This window comes from Pseudomonas sp. Pse35, assembly GCF_024519715.1.
GTDB classification, from domain to species: domain Bacteria; phylum Pseudomonadota; class Gammaproteobacteria; order Pseudomonadales; family Pseudomonadaceae; genus Aquipseudomonas; species Aquipseudomonas paracarnis.
This window is the reverse complement of record NZ_JALJRP010000039.1, coordinates 1-18,490: the sequence shown is the minus strand read 5'-3', so window position 1 is coordinate 18,490 and position 18,490 is coordinate 1. Positions and strand designations below refer to the sequence as shown.

12 protein-coding genes and 1 tRNA gene are annotated in these 18,490 nt (G+C 61.7%); 8 read left to right on the top strand and 5 right to left on the bottom strand.

The window, feature by feature from the left end:
• Positions 1-30: 30 nt before the first annotated feature.
• The 5 genes from OC445_RS23810 (at position 31) to OC445_RS23790 (ending at position 9,028) form a co-directional block, all read left to right on the top strand.
• On the top strand, positions 31-762 hold the full coding sequence (locus tag OC445_RS23810; RefSeq protein WP_005791088.1) for a thioredoxin fold domain-containing protein: 732 nt from the start codon (positions 31-33) through the stop codon (positions 760-762).
• 128 nt (positions 763-890) lie between these two features.
• Positions 891-2,195 (top strand): homoserine dehydrogenase, encoded by a 1,305-nt coding sequence (locus OC445_RS23805; protein ID WP_003193959.1) that lies wholly within the window; start codon positions 891-893, stop codon positions 2,193-2,195.
• Between the two features lie 67 nt (positions 2,196-2,262).
• Positions 2,263-3,672 carry a threonine synthase gene (thrC, locus tag OC445_RS23800; protein WP_072447188.1) on the top strand — a complete coding sequence of 470 codons (1,410 nt, stop codon included), beginning with the start codon at positions 2,263-2,265 and terminating at the stop codon, positions 3,670-3,672.
• A gap of 265 nt (positions 3,673-3,937) precedes the next feature.
• The gene (locus tag OC445_RS23795; RefSeq protein ID WP_262020389.1) at positions 3,938-7,510 is read left to right on the top strand and encodes a transporter substrate-binding domain-containing protein; all 3,573 of its coding nucleotides are present in this window, start codon (positions 3,938-3,940) and stop codon (positions 7,508-7,510) included.
• 273 nt (positions 7,511-7,783) lie between these two features.
• The gene (locus OC445_RS23790) at positions 7,784-9,028 is read left to right on the top strand and encodes an EAL domain-containing protein (protein ID WP_262020387.1); all 1,245 of its coding nucleotides are present in this window, start codon (positions 7,784-7,786) and stop codon (positions 9,026-9,028) included.
• Here OC445_RS23790 and OC445_RS23785 read toward each other — a convergent pair.
• Positions 8,997-9,659 (bottom strand): response regulator transcription factor, encoded by a 663-nt coding sequence (locus OC445_RS23785; protein ID WP_034128635.1) that lies wholly within the window; start codon positions 9,657-9,659, stop codon positions 8,997-8,999. The two genes, OC445_RS23790 and OC445_RS23785, sit on opposite strands and share 32 nt — an antisense overlap.
• Positions 9,660-9,866: 207 nt before the next feature.
• Between OC445_RS23785 and OC445_RS23780 the strand changes: the two genes are divergently transcribed.
• Positions 9,867-10,151 (top strand): DUF3509 domain-containing protein, encoded by a 285-nt coding sequence (locus OC445_RS23780; protein WP_020301357.1) that lies wholly within the window; start codon positions 9,867-9,869, stop codon positions 10,149-10,151.
• 172 nt (positions 10,152-10,323) lie between these two features.
• On the opposite strand, the gene OC445_RS23775 is transcribed toward OC445_RS23780, so the two are convergent.
• On the bottom strand, positions 10,324-11,523 hold the full coding sequence (locus OC445_RS23775; protein ID WP_072447184.1) for a CaiB/BaiF CoA transferase family protein: 1,200 nt from the start codon (positions 11,521-11,523) through the stop codon (positions 10,324-10,326).
• A gap of 137 nt (positions 11,524-11,660) precedes the next feature.
• Between OC445_RS23775 and OC445_RS23770 the strand changes: the two genes are divergently transcribed.
• A complete protein-coding gene (locus OC445_RS23770) occupies positions 11,661-12,203 on the top strand; it encodes a YaeQ family protein (RefSeq protein WP_003193952.1) in 543 nt (180 codons plus the stop codon).
• Between the two features lie 156 nt (positions 12,204-12,359).
• Entirely contained in the window at positions 12,360-14,069 is a 1,710-nt protein-coding gene (gene recJ, locus OC445_RS23765; protein WP_014719777.1) for a single-stranded-DNA-specific exonuclease RecJ, read from the top strand.
• A gap of 135 nt (positions 14,070-14,204) precedes the next feature.
• On the opposite strand, the gene OC445_RS23760 is transcribed toward recJ, so the two are convergent.
• From OC445_RS23760 to OC445_RS23750, 3 genes are all read right to left on the bottom strand, one after another.
• On the bottom strand, positions 14,205-15,485 hold the full coding sequence (locus OC445_RS23760; protein ID WP_034128631.1) for a virulence factor family protein: 1,281 nt from the start codon (positions 15,483-15,485) through the stop codon (positions 14,205-14,207).
• A complete protein-coding gene (gene mprF, locus OC445_RS23755; RefSeq protein ID WP_014719775.1) occupies positions 15,485-18,127 on the bottom strand; it encodes a bifunctional lysylphosphatidylglycerol flippase/synthetase MprF in 2,643 nt (880 codons plus the stop codon). Before mprF ends, OC445_RS23760 begins: the two co-directional genes overlap by 1 nt.
• 280 nt (positions 18,128-18,407) lie before the next feature.
• A tRNA-Met gene (locus tag OC445_RS23750) sits at positions 18,408-18,484 on the bottom strand.
• Positions 18,485-18,490 lie beyond the last annotated feature (6 nt).

The following is an 18,490-nucleotide window of genomic DNA, read 5'->3' as shown; positions in this document are numbered from 1 at the left end:
CCGTCCCTGCCTCTGCCTTCAGGAGTTCCCATGCGCTTGACCCAGATTATTGCCGCCGCAGCCATTGCGTTGGTTTCCACCTTTGCGGTCGCCGATGATGCGGCCGAGCAAACCATTCGCAAGAGCCTGGCCAACCTGGCGCTCGACACGCCTATCGAAAGCATCAGCGCCAGCCCCATGGCCGGCCTGTATGAAGTCAAGCTCAAGGGCAGCCGTGTGCTGTACGCCAGCGCCGATGGCCAGTACATCGTGCAGGGCTACCTGTTCCAGCTCAAGGACGGCAAGCCGGTCAACCTGACCGAGAAGGCCGAGCGCCTGGGCGTGTCGAAGCTGATCAACGGTATCCCGGTGGCGGAAACCGTGGTGTACCCCGCCATTGGCGAGACCAAGACCCACATCACCGTGTTCACCGACACCACGTGCCCGTACTGCCACAAGCTGCACGCTGAAATCCCGGCACTGAACAAGTTGGGCGTGGAAGTGCGCTACGTCGCCTTCCCGCGCCAGGGCCTGGGTTCGCCGGGTGACGAGCAGTTGCAGGCGGTGTGGTGCTCGGCCGACAAGAAAGCGGCCATGGACAAGATGGTCGACGGCAAGGAAATCAAATCGGCCAAATGCGCCAACCCGGTTTCCAAGCAGTTCGCCCTGGGCCAGTCCATTGGTGTGAACGGTACACCGGCCATCGTTTTGGCCGACGGCCAGGTGATTCCGGGCTACCAGCCGGCGCCGCAAGTTGCCAAACTGGCACTGGGTGCCAAGTAAGCATTTATCGTTGAGCCTTTGACGATCATGGCCCGCCGAACCGTCGGCGAGTCATTAATTGAGAGCCGCAGTTGTGCGGCTGTTTTCACGGCCGACCTAGCGTCGGCCGTTTCATGGGGAGTTCTTCAGTGAAACCGGTCAAAGTAGGCATCTGTGGGTTAGGGACCGTCGGTGGCGGTACCTTCAACGTACTTCAGCGTAACGCTGAAGAAATTTCCCGCCGCGCAGGTCGCGGGATTGAAGTGGCGCAGATTGCCACGCGTTCGCCAAAGCCTCAGTTCGAAACGACCGGTATTGCGATTACCAACGATGTGTTCGCCGTAGCCACCAACCCTGAGATCGATATCGTTATCGAGCTGGTAGGCGGCTACACCGTGGCCCGCGAGCTGGTGCTCAAGGCCATCGAGAACGGCAAGCACGTGGTCACCGCCAACAAGGCGCTGATCGCCGTGCACGGCAACGAGATCTTCGCCAAGGCCCGCGAGAAGGGCGTGATCGTAGCGTTCGAAGCCGCGGTGGCCGGTGGTATCCCGGTGATCAAGGCGATCCGTGAAGGCCTGTCCGCCAACCGCATCAACTGGGTAGCCGGCATCATCAACGGCACCGGTAACTTCATCCTCACCGAAATGCGCGAGAAGGGCCGTACCTTCGAAGACGTGCTGGCCGAAGCCCAAGCCCTGGGTTACGCCGAAGCCGACCCGACGTTCGACGTGGAAGGCATCGACGCCGCCCACAAGCTGACCATCCTGGCCTCCATCGCCTTTGGTATCCCGCTGCAGTTCGACAAGGCCTACACCGAAGGCATCACCAAGCTGACCACCGCCGACGTCAACTACGCCGAAGCCCTGGGCTACCGTATCAAGCACCTGGGCGTGGCGCGCAGCACCCCGGCGGGCATCGAGTTGCGGGTTCACCCGACGCTGATCCCGGCCGACCGCCTGATCGCCAACGTCAATGGTGTGATGAACGCGGTGATGGTCAACGGCGACGCCGCCGGTTCTACCTTGTTCTACGGCGCCGGTGCCGGCATGGAGCCGACCGCGTCGTCGGTGATCGCCGACTTGGTGGACGTGGTTCGCGCCATGACCAGCGACCCGGAAAATCGCGTGCCGCACCTGGCCTTTCAGCCGGACTCGCTGTCGGCCCACCCGATCCTGCCGATCGAAGCCTGCGAAAGTGCCTACTACCTGCGCATCCAGGCCCAGGACCATCCAGGCGTGTTGGCCCAGGTAGCCAGCATCCTGTCGGAGCGCGGTATCAACATCGAGTCGATCATGCAGAAGGAAGTCGAGGAGCAAAACGGCCAGGTGCCGATGATCCTGCTGACCCACCGCGTGCTCGAACAGCACATCAACGATGCCATCCATGCCCTCGAAGCCCTGCAAGGCGTGGTCGGCCCGGTGGTGCGCATTCGCGTCGAGCACTTGAACTAACCGATTTGTTCCAGGGGCCCCGTCCATTCGGCGGCCCCTGTTCGAGAATGTTTTAGAGGAGCCAGTCATGCGTTACATCAGCACCCGCGGCCAGGCACCGGCCCTGAATTTCGAAGACGTTCTGCTGGCAGGCCTTGCCACCGACGGCGGCCTGTATGTGCCGGAAAACCTGCCACGCTTCACCCAGGAAGAAATCGCCTCCTGGGCCGGCCTGCCGTATCACGAGCTGGCTTTCCGAGTGATGCGCCCGTTCGTGACCGGCAGCATTCCGGATGCGGACTTCAAGAAGATTCTGGAAGAAACCTATGGCGTGTTTTCCCACAACGCCATCGCGCCCCTGCGCCAACTGAACGGCAATGAGTGGGTACTGGAGCTGTTCCACGGCCCGACCCTGGCGTTCAAGGACTTCGCCCTGCAACTGCTCGGTCGCCTGCTCGACTACGTGCTGGAAAAACGTGGCGAGCGCGTGGTGATCATCGGTGCTACCTCCGGCGATACCGGCTCGGCGGCCATCGAAGGGTGCAAGCACTGCGAAAACGTCGACATCTTCATCCTGCACCCGCACAAGCGCGTGTCGGAAGTGCAACGTCGGCAGATGACCACCATCTTCGGTGAGAACATCCACAACATCGCCATCGAAGGCAACTTCGATGACTGCCAGGAAATGGTCAAGAACAGCTTCGCTGACCAGAGCTTCCTCAAGGGCACACGCCTGGTGGCGGTGAACTCGATCAACTGGGCGCGGATCATGGCCCAGATCGTCTACTACTTCCACGCTTCGCTGCAGTTGGGCGGCCCGGCGCGTTCGGTGTCGTTCTCGGTGCCGACCGGCAACTTCGGCGACATTTTTGCCGGTTACCTGGCGCGCAACATGGGCCTGCCGATCAACCAGTTGATCGTCGCCACCAACCGCAACGACATCCTGCATCGCTTCATGAGCGGCAACCAGTATGTGAAGGAAACCCTGCACGCCACGCTGTCGCCGTCCATGGACATCATGGTGTCGTCGAACTTCGAGCGCCTGCTGTTCGACATGCACGGTCGTAACGGCGCAGCCCTGGCCGAGTTGATGAACAGCTTCAAGCAAGGTGGCGGTTTCAGCGTCGAGCAAGAGCGCTGGACCGAAACCCGCAAGCTGTTCGATTCCCTGGCCGTGGACGATGCGCAGACCTGCGAAACCATCGCGCAGGTCTATGCCGAGACCGGCGAAGTGCTCGACCCGCACACGGCTATCGGCGTGAAAGCCGCCCGCGAATGCCGCCGCAGCCTGGATATTCCAATGGTGATCCTCGGTACCGCACACCCGGTCAAGTTCCCGGAAGCGGTCGAGAAAGCCGGCATTGGCAAGGCGCTGGATCTGCCGGAACATTTGACCGACCTGTTCGAGCGCGAAGAGCGCTGCACCGTGTTGGCCAATGACCTGAAGGCGGTGCAGGCGTTCGTCAGCCAGCATGGCAATCGGGGCAAGCCGCTCTAATCAAGAATGGGGTAGCGGGTTTGTGTGGGAGCTGGCTTGCCTGCGATGCAGGCGCCTCGGTACGACTGAATACCGAGGCGTCTGCATCGCGGGCAAGCCCGGCTCCCACATTCAGCTAACTCACCCGCTGACCATGAGGCGGATATCAGGCTGCTACAGGTATGCATTCAGCTTTTTTGCAGTCGGCCAAGCCCGTCCTCGTGACGGGCTTTTTCATTCTGGCGAGCCATACTTGCCCAGTCGCCCAATCAAGGAAACCCAACCGGTGCAGGTTTTGATCCAATGGACGTTGAAGCTGGTGTGCCTGTTGTGGCTCATCCAGGTGCCCATGAGCCTGGCCGCCGTCAGCCTGCCGTTCAAACTGGTGCCGGCGTTTATCCCGCTTGAACCTATGCCGCTGGCGCCGACGGAGCAGCAGTGGTTGGCGGCGCATCGGACACTCAAAGTGGGCATCTCGATAGATGACTACCAGCCGATCGATATCACCCGTGACCGCAATCGCTACCAGGGCATCAGCGCCGATTATTTGAGCCTGGTTGGCGCACGGCTGGGTGTGCCCATGCAAGTGCTGGGCTTTTCCGAGCGCGCCCAGGCGGTCGAAGCGCTGCGCAACGGCACCATCGACATACTCACCAGTGCCAATGGTTACGAGCGTGACGTACCCGGCCTGCAATTCACCCCGGACTACATGCCCGACCGCTCGGTGGTGGTGCTGCGTCGCGACGATACCCAAGGCGACGATCTGGCCGGCAAGAAGCTGGTGTTGCTCGACGGCTACGCCAACGTGCAGAAGGTGCACGCGGCGTATCCCGACAGCCACATCATGCTCGCCCCTAACCTCTACAGCGGCCTCGAAGCCTTGAAGCAAGGTGACGTCGATGCGTTTATCGGCAACGAAGTGATTGTGCGCGCCTATAAATCGCTGCGGCCTTACCTGGGGTTGCAGATCAAGGAGCAGAGCCGGCTGGCGCCCATCGGTTTTGCCTTCGCCACCCGCCAGGCAGATCCGTTGTTGGGGGCCATGATGAATCGCGCGCTGGCAAGCCTCGACGAGTCGGTGCAGCGTGAAATCCTCGCGCGCTGGACCACCGGGCTCGGCGTCGGTATCAGTGGTGAGCGCATTGCGTTGTCGGCGTCGCAACAGGCCTGGGTGCGCGAGCATCCCCATGTCGTGGTGGTGGCCCAGCAGATGTCTCCGTACATATTCAAGGATAAGGATGGCCACTGGGTTGGCTTGAATGTGGATTTGTTGCATCGCATCACGCGCATGACCGGTTTGCAATTTATCTTTGAAGAGGTGCACTCCACCGCGCAAACCCTGGAATGGCTGGAAACAGGCAGGGCGCAGATGAACACGACCCTGGCCGTTAACCGCGAGCGCAGCACAGTGCTCAACTTCAGCCATGGGTATGGTGGGTCCGGCTGGGTGTTTGTCGAGCGTGCCGATGCCGCGCCGCTCACCGGCTTGAAGCAGTTGGACGGCAAGGTGCTGGCGCTGCCGGCACGTCATGTATTGGAAAATGATATTCGCCATGCGCATCCGAACATCACGTTGCGCCTGGTGGACAATTACAACCAGGCCCGTGAGCTGGTACGACGGGGCGAGGCGGCCGCTACCATTCAAACTGAAGTGGAAGTGCAGAGTTACCCGGAAGATGGCCTGCGTATCGGCCGCAGTGTCGATGGCAAGTGGTCGTCCAACTGCCTGTCGGTGCGCAAGGACCAGCCTGAGCTGCTGAGCATTCTGAACAAGGCCCTGGAGGCGCTGCCGGTGGCTGAGTTGAGTGCCTTGCGCTTGCGTTGGATCGGTGCCGTGGCGATTCCGCTGCCGGCCTGGCAACGGGTACCGCCATGGGCCTATTGGACGGTGGCCACGGCGCTGCTGTTTGTGTTGGTGTCGCTGGTGTGGAACAGCCGGCTCAAGCGCCAGATTCACCAACGGCTGGAGGCCGAGCAACGGCTCAATGACCAGTTGGCGTTCAAGCGCGCACTGCTCGACGGCATGCCCAACCCGCTGTTCGTCCGCGACCTGGACGGGCGCCTGGTGACCTGCAATAAAAGTTATGAACAGCAATTGGCGACCCGGCTGGAGCTGATCCAGGGCCTGACGCTGATGGAGAGCAAGGTCGTGCCCGACGCCACAGCGGCGCGGCTGCACGAAGGCCACATGGAGCAATTGGCCACGCAGCAGCCGTTGTTTGTCGACCGGCAATTGGAGCTCAACGGCGGCAGTTATCACGTCTACCAGTGGACCGTGCCTTTTTTTGATGCCCAGGGCCGTCTGCAGGGATTGTTGGGCGGTTGGATCGATATCAACGAACGCAAAGACCTGGAGCGCCAGTTGATGGACGCTCGCCAGGCCGCCGACGAAGCGAACTACGCCAAAAGTGCATTTCTCTCGGCCTTGAGCCACGAGATTCGCACCCCCATGACTGCCATCATTGGCTTGCTCGAACTGGAGCAAGAGCGTTGTCTGGCAAGCGGCCAGCCGGTTTCCGAGGCGCTGCAGGTGGCCCATCGTTCGGCGCGCGAGCTGATTGCGCTGATGGGCGACAGCCTGGACTTGGCCAAGATCGAAGCCGGCCACCTGCAACTGGCGCCACAGACCACTGAGTTGAAGCGCTTTTTCGAGGGTATCCAGAGCCTGTTCGAAGCCACGGCGCAAAAGAAAGGCCTGCATCTGACCCTGGCGTTTGATCCGGCTGCTCAGGGTTATTACTGGTTCGACCCGCTGCGGTTACGCCAGGTGATGCACAACCTGTTGGGCAATGCGCTCAAGTTTACCGAGCGGGGCGGGGTTCACCTCAGCGTGACCTGCCAACGGGATGAGACCGATAGCGAATACCTGCACCTGTGCGTCAAGGACAGCGGCCCAGGCATCAGCGCCGAGCAACAGCCGCGGGTGTTCAAGCCGTTTACCCAAGTGAGCGCCCTGACCGCTGCGCAACACGGCGGCACCGGTCTGGGCCTGAGTATCTGCAAGCAACTGGTGGAATTGATGGGCGGCAGCATTCACCTCGACAGCGTGGTGGGCGAGGGGACGGTGGTGTGCATTGACCTGCGCCTGGACCGGGTCAGCACCGATGATGTGCCGGCAACGCCCACCGCGACGTTGTCACCGACGGGGCGTAGCCTGTCGGTACTGGTGGTGGATGATTTGGCGGCCAACCGCCTGGTGCTGGCGCAGCAGTTGCAGTTCCTCGGTCATCAAGTGGTCGCTCTGGAGTCGGCCGAGGCCGCGTTGCAATGCTGGCGTGAGCAGCGTTTTGACGTGTTGGTCACCGATTGCCAGATGCCCGGCATGTCCGGTTATGCCTTGAGTGCGGCGATACGGCGCCTCGAAGCCGAGGAGCAACGGCCTCGTAGCGCGCTGGTGGGTTGCACCGCGAACGCCATGAAAGATGAACAACGCCGCTGCGAGGACGCCGGTATGGATGAGCTGCTGGTCAAGCCGGTGACCCTGGAACACTGGACCCAAGTGCTGGCCCGCGTGGCGCCCCAGCGTTCGTTCGATATCCAGGCCCTGCGCACCATGACCCAGGCCGATGGCCCGGTGCTGCAAAGCATGTTGCAGGAACTGGCCAAGAGCCTGGACCACGAACACGAGGTATTGGCGGGAGCCCTGGCCGAGCGCGACGTGGCACGCTTGAATGCATCGCTGCACCGGCTCAAGGGCATTTGCTCGCTGGTGGACGCACTGCCACTGGCCAAGGCCTGTGTCGCCCTTGAGCAATGCGCCCGAGAGCAGCGCGGCGCCGAGCTTGAAGAACCCTGGTTGCGCTTGTCCGAGGTGCTCAAGGCGTTTCGTCGCGACCTGCAACCCTATCTGGATGCCTGACACCTTAATGCCGATCAGCTAAGCGAACGCAATGCTCAAGGCAACGACGATCAAATGTGGGAGCTGGCTTGCCTGCGATAGCGGTAGTGCAGTAACAGATGTAGCGACTGACACACCGCCTTCGCAGGCAAGCCAGCTCCCACAGGAGATCTGCGCTTGACCGACAAGACTTGCCCCTCCCACATTTAAGCAAGCTTTTAGGACACGTCCTATGGGGTACACCACAGCATGTGGCTACTGTGCAGGACTTTCCCTGTACCGACATCCTTACCCATGCGATCCCTGAACGTCCTGATCCTCGAAGACAACCCGTTTCAACTGATGGCTCTGCACCAGATGCTCAATGCCAACGGCGTGTTCAATGTACGGGCCGCGGAAACGGTCGAAACCGCCCGCCAGTCTCTGGACAGCAAAGGCCCGGTGGATATCGCCATCTGCGATTTGTACCTGGAGCAGGGCGATGGCCTGGAATTGATCCGCGAGTTGGCGGAACGCCGCCTGGCCCAAGTATTGATCCTGCTCAGCAACGCCGAGCCCGACGTGCTGGAAGGTGTGGCGAACATGGCCTGCCAATTGGGGCTCAAGGTCTTGGCGTGTTTGCCCAAGCCGGCTTCGGCCAAGTTGATCGGGCAACTCCTGAGCGATTGCCAGGTTCATTTTCGCCCGGGGCCACCGGTGCTGTCCTGGGAGCGCGTGCGCCAACTGTTGGGCTTGAGCGAGCGGGAACAACTGCCGCCCTCGGCGGATGTCAGCCAGGCGACTATCGCTGCCTGTGGCCGGGTCTGGTACCAGCCCATCGTCAGTCAGGCCGGTGTGTTGCAAGGGGTGGAGGCGCTGGCGCGTTGGCAGTTGCCGGACGGTGAGCTGTTGCTGCCTGACGAGTTCCTGCCGGTACTGGAGTTTGCCGGCATGGAAGAGGCGTTTACCTGGCACGTGCTGGAGCAGGCGCTTGGCCTGGCGAACCAGGTGATGGGCGAAAGCGGCCAGGTGCTGCCAGTGGCCGTGAACATCCCCGGGCGCATGCTGGAGCGCGAGCACTTTCCCCAGGTGCTGCAAGGTCTGCTGCAGTTGCACGGTGTACCCGCCCATAGCCTGACGCTGGAGCTGGTGGAAACCTCGACCTTGAAAACCGACAGCGCCCATGCCACCGGCTTGCTGCGCTTGCGCATGTTGGGTTGCCAGTTGTCCATCGGCGACTTCGGCATGGGCGGCACCAGCCTGCAGCATTTGCTGGAACTGCCTTTTACCGAGCTGAAAATTCCCCCGGCGTTTGCCTGTGGGATGGCCAATGATGACCGCAAGGCCGCTGTGGTAGCGGGCGCCATGAGCATGGCGGCGCGCCTGGACGTTGCCGTGGTGGTCACCGGCGTGGAAACCGCCGCCGACTATCACGCTGTGGGCGAACTGGGCGCGGCGTGGCTGCAAGGCTGCTTTATCGCCCGGCCGATGGACGCCGCGGCGCTCAAGCAATGGATCGCGTTCCAGGCTAGGCCAGCCCGTGTTCCTGCACGTAAATAAACAGGGCGGCATCGTTGGCCAGCCCCAGCTTGCGCATGGCGCTGACTTTTTGCGCGCTGACGGTCTGCTTGCTGCGATGCAGGTGCGCGGCGATCTCGCCCACCGTCATGCCACTGGCCAACAGGCGAATCACCTCCAGTTCCCGGGGTGACAGGTGCTCCTGGGAGTGCAGGCGATCAGCGCCGACTTCCCCGGCCAGGCTCAGCGCCTGGCGGATGGTCTGGGCCACATAGGTGCGTTGCTGGCGCACCTGGCGGATCGCCTGGGGCAGCTCATCGGCCAGGCTGGCCTTGCTCAGCAGGCCCATCACACCCAATGCCAGGATGGAATGAAACAACCCGGCATTGTTGAGCATGGTCACCACCACAATGGGCAGGTGCGGATAGTGCCGGCGCAGTTGCTCGATCAAGCGCAGCCCGTCGGCTTGGGGCTCGACGGGCATCATGAAGTCGGTCACCACCACATCGCAGGCACAGTGTTGCAACAACGCACTGAGGGCCTGGGGGGAATTGGCCTCGCCGACGATGCTGATATGCGGGTCACGTTCGAGCACGGCGCGCAGGCCAATCAGGAAAATCGGGTGATCGTCGGCAATCACGATACGCAAGGGCGGTTCAGACGCAGCTCTCAAGGCAGGCTCCCGGGACAATCCAGGGATTCTAGCCTGTGCGCCGTTGTTTTTTCTCTGTCATCTTTTCCGTGCATGCTCGTTTTCCTCAAGCAGTGGATTACACAAAAGGTAGAACTTTCTGCTTTGAGCACGGGTCACTTGAATGTCAGCCTCTTCGTGACATTTTTGTTTTTCGAACCTTTTTCGAATGATTGAGTGGTGATCGAGATGGAAAGTATCAACCTATTGCTCAGCCAAGCACTGAGCCCTTATCAGGTTACGCTGACCTCTGCCGGTATGCGCGACGACTGCCTGGTAACCGTGAAGAACCCCGGTGGCGCCATCGTGGTTGAACGTGAAGTCGATCGTGCGCAATTGAGCGACAAGCGCGCGCTGGTGGATGTGGTGGATTGCCTGCTCCGCGACCTTAAAATCGCCGAAGGGCGCCTGGAACCTTCAGTCATCGCTGCCTTGCGCAACGCCTCCCAAACCCGTGGCGGCGCACTGGCATGAAACATTATTTTTCTTCGGAACCTTCCTACAAGGTGGTTAGTCAGAGTTTGTAACAGCAAGAGCAGGCATTGTGCTCCGGTGCTTGTCGCTTGCTGTGCGGGTCTTTTTGTAGACCACGTTTAACCCCGAGTTGTCTCCCCACTGCTCGGGGTTTCTTTTTGCCTGGGATTTGTCAGATCGCGCCATCCTCGCGCAGGCGAGTGATAGCCGCTGCGTCGTAGCCCAGGGCATTGAGCACCTGGCTGTTGTGTTCACCCAGTTGCGGGCCGACCCATTCGCAACTGCCCGGTGTGTCCGAGAGCTTGGGCACGATGCCGGGCATCTTGAAATCCTTGCCGCCCGGCAACTGCGCCTTGAGGAACATTTCCCGGGCCAGGAATTGCGGGTCGCCCAGCATGTCTTCGGCGCTGTAGATGCGACTGGCGGGTACCTCGGCTTTATTCAGATGTTCAATCACCTGGTCGAGCGACAGCGAATTGACCCAGCGATCAATCACGCCGTACAGCTCGTCGCGGCGAGCGTCACGCCCGTCATTGCTGGCCAGTGCAGGGTCGTTCGCCAGGTCGTCACGGCCGATCACCCGCATGAAGCGCTTGAAGATCGCATCGCCATTGGCGCCGATCTGCACATGCTTGCCGTCTGCGGTGGTGTGGATCGAGGACGGGGTGATGCCAGGCATGATGTTGCCGGTGCGCTCACGGATAAACCCGAACACATCGAACTCGGGGATCATGCTTTCCATCATGGCGAAGATGGCTTCATACAGCGCCACATCCACCACTTGGCCCAGGCCGCCGTTGACTTCGCGGTGACGCAGCGCCATCAGCGCGCCGATCACTGCCCACAACGCGGCAATCGAGTCGCCGATGGAGATACCGGTGCGCACGGGCGGGCGGTCCTCGAAGCCGGTGATATAGCGCAAGCCGCCCATGGACTCGCCCACCGCGCCAAACCCCGGCTGGTCCTTCATCGGCCCCGTCTGGCCGAAGCCCGAGAGGCGCACCATCACCAACTTGGGGTTGAGGGCGTGCAGGGTTTCCCAGCTCAGGCCGAGTTTCTCCAGCACGCCTGGGCGGAAGTTTTCGATCAGGATGTCGGCGTCGGCCAACAGTTGCTTGAGGATCGCCAGCCCCTCAGGGTGCTTGAGGTTGAGGGTCAGCGACTGCTTGTTGCGCGCCTGCACAAACCACCACAGCGAAGTGCCTTCATACAGCTTGCGCCATTTGCGCAGCGGGTCGCCGCCGTCCGGGGATTCGACCTTGATCACCTCGGCGCCGAATTCGGCGCAGATGCGTGAGGCAAACGGGCCGGCGATCAAAGTGCCCAGCTCGATGACTTTCAGGCCGGCAAGTGGTTTGGCAGTGAGCGACATGGGGATCCTTACAAGCGCGGGATGTTGATGTACTGCTTTTTAACATAGGCGAGCCGCGCGGATGCAGCGCAGTATTCGTTCAATGCCCTCGCCATCGGTTAGACTGGCCGCCTTTCCTTGTCTTTAGAAGCCCGTTCATGGCCCAGCCGTCCACGACCTACAAATTCGAACTCAACCTCACCGACCTCGACCGCTCGGTGTACGAGAGCGTCAAACAGACCATCGCCCGCCACCCTTCGGAAACCGAAGAGCGCATGACCGTGCGCCTGCTGGCCTACGCCCTTTGGTACAACGAGCAATTGGCGTTCGGGCGTGGCCTGTCGGATGTGGACGAACCGGCCCTTTGGGAAAAGAGCCTGGATGATCGGGTTTTGCACTGGATCGAAGTCGGCCAGCCGGATGCCGACCGCCTGACCTGGTGCTCGCGCCGCACCGAACGCACCAGCCTGCTGGCCTATGGCAGCCTGCGCGTGTGGGAAGGCAAGGTGGTGCCGGTGGCCAACAACCTGAAAAACGTGCACATCGCTGCCGTGCCCCAGGAAGTCTTGGAGACCCTGGCCAAGGACATGCCGCGGGTGATCAAGTGGGACGTGATGATCAGCGAAGGCACGATCTTTGTGACCGATGACCGTGGCCAGCATGAAGTGCAACTGCAATGGCTGGTCGGCGAGCGCGGTTGAAAAGGTGGGAGCTGGCTTGCCTGCGAGGGCATCCACTCGGTGTGTCTGATGTACCGAGTCGTATGCATCGCAGGCAAGCCAGCTCCCACATTTGATCTTGTTGCGTTCACTATCTGTGTTTAACCGATGTATTAGAAGAGAAGCTCCCGTCACCCCATGCGTATCGATCCCCGCCCATTGCCCGCCGTCCTGCCTTTTCTCGGTGAACTGCCGCCGCTGTTGACCCGCCTTTACGCCGCACGCGGGGTGCAGTCGGAGGCCGAGCTGGACAAGAGCCTGGCGCGGTTGATTCCCTATCAGCAGCTCAAGGGCATCGACGCCGCGGTGGACTTGCTGGTGACGGCCCTGGAGCAGCGTCAGCGCATCCTGATCGTCGGTGACTTCGACGCCGATGGCGCCACGGCGAGTACCGTGGGCACCCTGGGCCTGCGTTTGCTTGGCGCGGCCCATGTCGATTACCTAGTGCCCAACCGCTTCGAATACGGCTACGGCCTGACCCCGGAAATCGTCGCGGTGGCGCTGGAGCGCGAGCCGCAGTTGCTGATCACCGTGGACAACGGTATCTCCAGCGTCGAAGGCGTGGCGGCGGCGAAAGCGGCGGGGTTGCAGGTGCTGGTGACCGACCACCACTTGCCCGGCGATGAACTGCCGGCCGCTGACGCCATCGTCAATCCTAACCAGCCGGGCTGCACATTTCCCAGCAAGGCCCTGGCCGGCGTCGGCGTGATCTTCTATGTATTGATGGCCCTGCGTGCACGGTTGCGCAGCCTGGGTTGGTATGACAACAAGCCCCAGCCGAACATCGGTGAACTGCTTGATCTGGTGGCCCTGGGCAGCGTCGCTGACGTGGTGCCGCTGGACGCCAACAACCGCATCCTCGTGCACCAGGGGCTGGAGCGTATTCGGGCCGGTCGGGCGCGGCCGGGGATCAAGGCGATCCTGGAAGTGGCCAAGCGTGATCATGCGCGTATCACCTCCACCGACCTGGGTTTTATCCTCGGCCCGCGCCTGAATGCCGCCGGGCGCCTGGACGATATGAGCCTGGGCATTGAATGCCTGCTTACCACGGACTTCGCCGCCGCACGGGAAATGGCCGCGCAACTGGACGGCATGAACCAGGACCGTAAATCCATCGAGCAAGGCATGCAACGCGAGGCCCTGGCCCAGCTCAAGGACCTGCCGGTGGAGTCGATGCCGTACGGTCTGTGCCTGTTTGACCCGGAGTGGCACCAAGGGGTGATCGGGATCCTCGCGTCACGTATGAAGGAGCGTTATTTCCGCCCGACCATCGCCTTCGCCGATGCCGGTGATGGCCTGCTCAAGGGCTCTGGACGCTCGGTGCAAGGCTTTCATATCCGCGATGCGCTGGCGGTCGTCGCCAGCCAGCACCCCAACCTGATCACCAAGTACGGCGGCCACGCCATGGCGGCGGGGCTGACTTTGCCCGAGGCCAACTTCCCATTGTTTGCGCAAGCCTTCGATGCCGAAGTGCGCCGGCAACTGCGCGAAGAAGACCTCACCGGTCGCCTGCTTTCAGACGGCACCCTGGCGGTGGAAGAGTTTCACCTGGAACTGGCCCGCGCCCTGCGCCATGCCGGCCCGTGGGGGCAGCACTTTCCCGAGCCATTGTTTCACGGGGTATTCCAGTTGGTGGAGCAGCGGGTGGTGGGTGAGCGGCATTTGAAAGTGGTGCTCAAGAGCGAATGCGGGTCGGTGAAGCTCGATGGCATCGCCTTTGGTGTGGACCGCGAAGTGTGGCCAAACCCGACGGTGCGTTGGGTGGAATTGGCCTACAAGCTGGATGTGAATGAATTTCGTGGCAATGAGACGGTGCAACTGATGATTGCGCACATCGAACCGCGCTAGTTTTCATCAACACCACGTACCACTGTGGGAGCGGGCTTGCCCGCGATGACGGAGTGTCAGTCAACGCTACTGTGACTGAGCCACCGCTATCGCGGGCAAGCCCGCTCCCACATTGGGTCTTGGATTAAGCTGGAATTATTCGGCTTTGGCCTGATGCTTGACGATAATATCCACCAACCGCTTGGCCAGCGCCGGGTAGTTCTCATCGAAGTGATGCCCGCCCGGCAGCTTCATGGCTTCGCCCACGGCGGTCTTGTCGGTGCAGCCACTCTCGTCGACTTCTTCGGCGCCGTAGATGCACACGACTTTCTCAGGCGGCAGCTTGGCCATTTCCGGGCCGGTGGCGGCTTCTTTGCCGGCGTTGCCCAGCCAGCCTTCCACTTCGATTTCAAAGCTGCCGGTGCGGGCGAAGGCCAGCAGGATGATCGCGTCCACCCGTTGCTGTTCGTTCTCTGGCATACGGTTGTAGATCGCCGGCAATACGTCGGCGCCGAACGAGTAACCGGTCAGCACGAAGCGCTTGGTGCCCCACTTTTGCCGGTAGTGTTGCATCAGCTCGGTGAGGTCCTTGGCACTTTGCTCTGGCGTCTTGTGCTGCCAGTAGTAGCGCAGGGTGTCGATGCCCACCACCGGGTAGCCGATCTTGGCCATCTCGCCCGCCACGTCGCGGTCCAGGTCGCGCCAGCCGCCGTCACCGGAGAGGAACAGGGTCACGGTGTCCTTGGCTTGGCCGGCGGGTACTTCCACTACCGGAATCGCCAGGCCGCCGTTGTCCGAACCGACCAGTTGCTTGCGCAGTTCGTTATTCAGCACCTGTGGGTAATGAATGTCGTAGTCGCTGATGCTGGTGGTGGCGCGCGGTGTGTCGCGTACGAAACTGGCGCTTTCATCGTCGGGGTTATCGTTCCACGCCACCAGCCAGCTGCCATGGGCGGCGGTTTTCGGCAGCGGGTCGTTGCAGCCTTCCTGTTTCAGGGCGAAGCCCACGGAGATGGCGTTGGCCTTGTCGTCGTTCTGGGTGGCCAGCCAGCGCCAGGCGAGTGCGGCGCCAGGGCCGATGCCGCTGACCAGGGTTGCCGGGCCTTTCAGCTGGGCCAGGGCGCCTTGCAGGGCTTTTTCCTGCAGTGCGCAGTCATCTTTTGGCAGCACCACCTGAACCAGTTGCGCTGAACCGCCCTGGCTCAGGGCAATCAGTTGGCTGTCGGTCAGGGTTTCGTCGGCCATCACCGCCACGGCCACGCGGGCTTTCGCGTTGCTGGCCGGGGTTACGCGGGTCATTACCGAACCGTCGGCCTGGGGCAAGTGCTCCAGGGTCGGTTGCGGAGCAGGGCGGTTCCAGTACCAGAAGCCACCCGCCGCGATCAGCGCAAGCAGCACCACTAAAGCCAATACATACCGCCAGGAGCGTCGAATCATCAGCGTTTCACCAATCCAGTCAAGCCGCCCGCGATCAGGGCGGCGGTATCGGCCAATGCCACCAGCGGATCCAGTCCTGCGGGCACGGCCATGTAACGGGGTTCCCAGTCGGGCTGGAACTTGTCTTTGAAGCGGCGCAAACCTTGGAAGTTATACAGTTGCTCGCCACGGCGGAACACCATCGAGCCCAGGCGCTGGGTCAGCGGTGCGCCACGGCGCGGTTGCAAGCCCGACAACGGCACCATGCCGAGGCTGAAGCGCGCGTAGTCGTGGCTCTTATAATGTTGAATCAGGCCCACCATCATGAACTCCATGGTCAACTTGGGCGCGTCCGGGTGGGCACGCATCAGGTCGAGGCTGGCCAGATCATGATTGTAGGTTTCGAGCAAATTGGCGAAGGCCACCGGGCGCCCTTCGAAGCGAATGATCGCGATACGAAAGTGCTTGAGGTAGTCATCGCTGAAACGGCCCAGGGAGAAGCCCTTTTCCCGCACATTCTTACCTGTAAGCCAGGCATCGGAGATGACTTTTAATTCATCCATCGGCGCCTTGCCCGGTTCGCAGATTTCCAGGGACAGGCCGTCCCGGGTGCCACGGTTCCAGGTGTAGCGCAAATCCTTCATTTCTTTGCCCTTGGCTTCCAGGTCAAAGCGTTTCAGGTCGACGCGGGCTTCTTCACCCAGTTTGATCGCGGTGAGGCCGATGTCCATGTAATACGGCAGGTTCTCGGCGCGTACCTGGTAAAACACCGGACGGGCGTGGTGGATGTCGCACAGGTCGCGGAACTGCCAGATCATCTCGGCGCGGGGTTGGGTCGGGCCGATCGGGTCGTACAAAGCCACCAGGCTACGCCCGCGACGGGCATACATCAGGAAGGCTTCATCGTTGGGGTGAAACAGCAGCGCCTTGTCGCCGGTGAGCGCGAGGCCGCCGTCAGGTTGGGACGAGGCCATCAGGATCTTGCTGGCGCGCTCCAGTTCTTCCGGGGTCGGCAGGTGGATGACCGGGCGTGCCGTGCGCAGCAGCCAGGTCAGCGACACGATCACCAGCAACACGGCGGCGCCGAGCAGCGAACGCAAACCACGCGGGGCGTTGGCGTCGAGGGTGAACTGCCACCAGAGTTGGTGACTGTAGGGCACGTCCTGATAGGCAAACAGCAGCAGCCAGATCGAGGCGCCGAGCACACAGACACTGGCCACCAGGTACAGCGGCGAAAACGGTAACTCGGTCAGGCGACTGGCGCGGTAGAACGAGCGCCGGAAGATGGCCAGCAGCACTGCAGTCATGGTCATCAGGCTGGCTTCTTCCCAGTCGAAGCCTTTAAGCAGCGAGAGCAGGGCGCCAACCAGCAGCAACACCATAGTCAGCATCCAGGCGGCCGACAACCGCCGGCGCAGGCCCTGGGCGAGCAACAGGCACAACACACCGATCAGGCTGGCACCGAAGTGCGACGCGTCAATCAGACGATGGGGAATCAGGAAGCCGATGTTTTCCAGGCGTGAGTCGATCTCTGGCGTGGCGCCGGAAAACAGCAGGACCACGCCGGACAAAAAAACCAGGACGGCCAATACTGGCGCTGCCAGCCCCGACGCTACCCGCAGGCTTTGCTGGGTCTGGAACAGGCGCTGGGCCTCGTTGACCAGCAGGAATACACAAGCGATCAACAGTGGCAGCACCACGTAGATCATGCGGTACAGCAGCAAGGCAGCAGCCAGGGGCGCGGCACCGAGTTTGTCGGCAAAGGCCGCCAGCAGGATCGCTTCGAATACGCCCACGCCGCCCGGCACATGGCTGAGCACACCGGCGGCCAGGGCCAGCAGGTACACCAACAGGAACGGGCCGAAGGGCGGCGCTTCGGGCAACAGCAGATACAGCACGGTAGCGGCTGCGGCGACGTCCAGTGCGGTGATGATCAGTTGCAGGAAAGTCAGGCGTCGGCCAGGCAGGCGCAGGGTGCGGCGCCCGGCCTTGACCAGCAGGTTGTCGGGGTAGGGCTGTTCCGGCAGGCGGCGGCGATAGATGCCGATGCACAGCAGGGCCGACAACAGCAGCACGGCGCCGGCAATGCCGCCGAGCAGGCTTTGCGATAAATGCAGGTAAGTGGAGGCGGCTGGCAAGTTGCTCAACGTGGCCAGCGCGGCCAGCGGCGGCAGCGCACAGCCCAGGGCCAGGCTGGCGAACACGGTCATGTGCGCCACTTCCGAGGCGCCGATGCCATGGCGTGCATATAAACGGTAACGCACCGAACCGCCCGAGAGCATCGACAAACCAATGGCGTTGCCGATAGCAAAGGCGGTGAAGCCACCCAGGGCCAGGGTCTTGGCGGGCAATTGCACGCCGGCATAACGCGCGCCGGAGAATTCATAGCCGAGCAGGATCACAAAACCGGCGACTGCCGCCGCAAAGGCCCCCAATAGCGCAGGCTTGGGCACTTCCAGGATCGAATCGTGCAGGGCGTAGAGGTCCAGCTCCAGCAGCAGGTGCCGGCAGGCGATCAGGGCGATTGCAAACAGCAGGAGCGTCACGGCCAGGCCGATGGGCTGGCGGTACTTGCTCAACAGGTCCAGCCACCGCAAACGGGTGGGAGTGATCGGTTGTTCTGCTGTGACGGTGTCTTGTGGTTCAGACGAGTTGGCGCGCATCAATCACCTCGTGGATTGTGCGCGACAGGATGGAGGTATCCAGCCAAGTTACCAATCCCTATGGACAAAATAATTACAAATATTAACGCGGATCACCGGGCGCGGCGACTGCGGCCATTGGTCGTAGAGGGGTAGCGCTTGAGCATTGAGCATAGCGTGCAATGAGATGGACTCTGCAAACCGTCTACGGTTTCATGAAAGATGCCATGCCATTGTTTCAGAAGAACTTTTTCGCCAGATACAAAAAAGGCCACTCTTTCGAGTAGCCTTTTTTGATGTTTGGTTGCGGGAGCCGGATTTGAACCGACGACCTTCGGGTTATGAGCCCGACGAGCTACCAGACTGCTCCATCCCGCGTCTGTG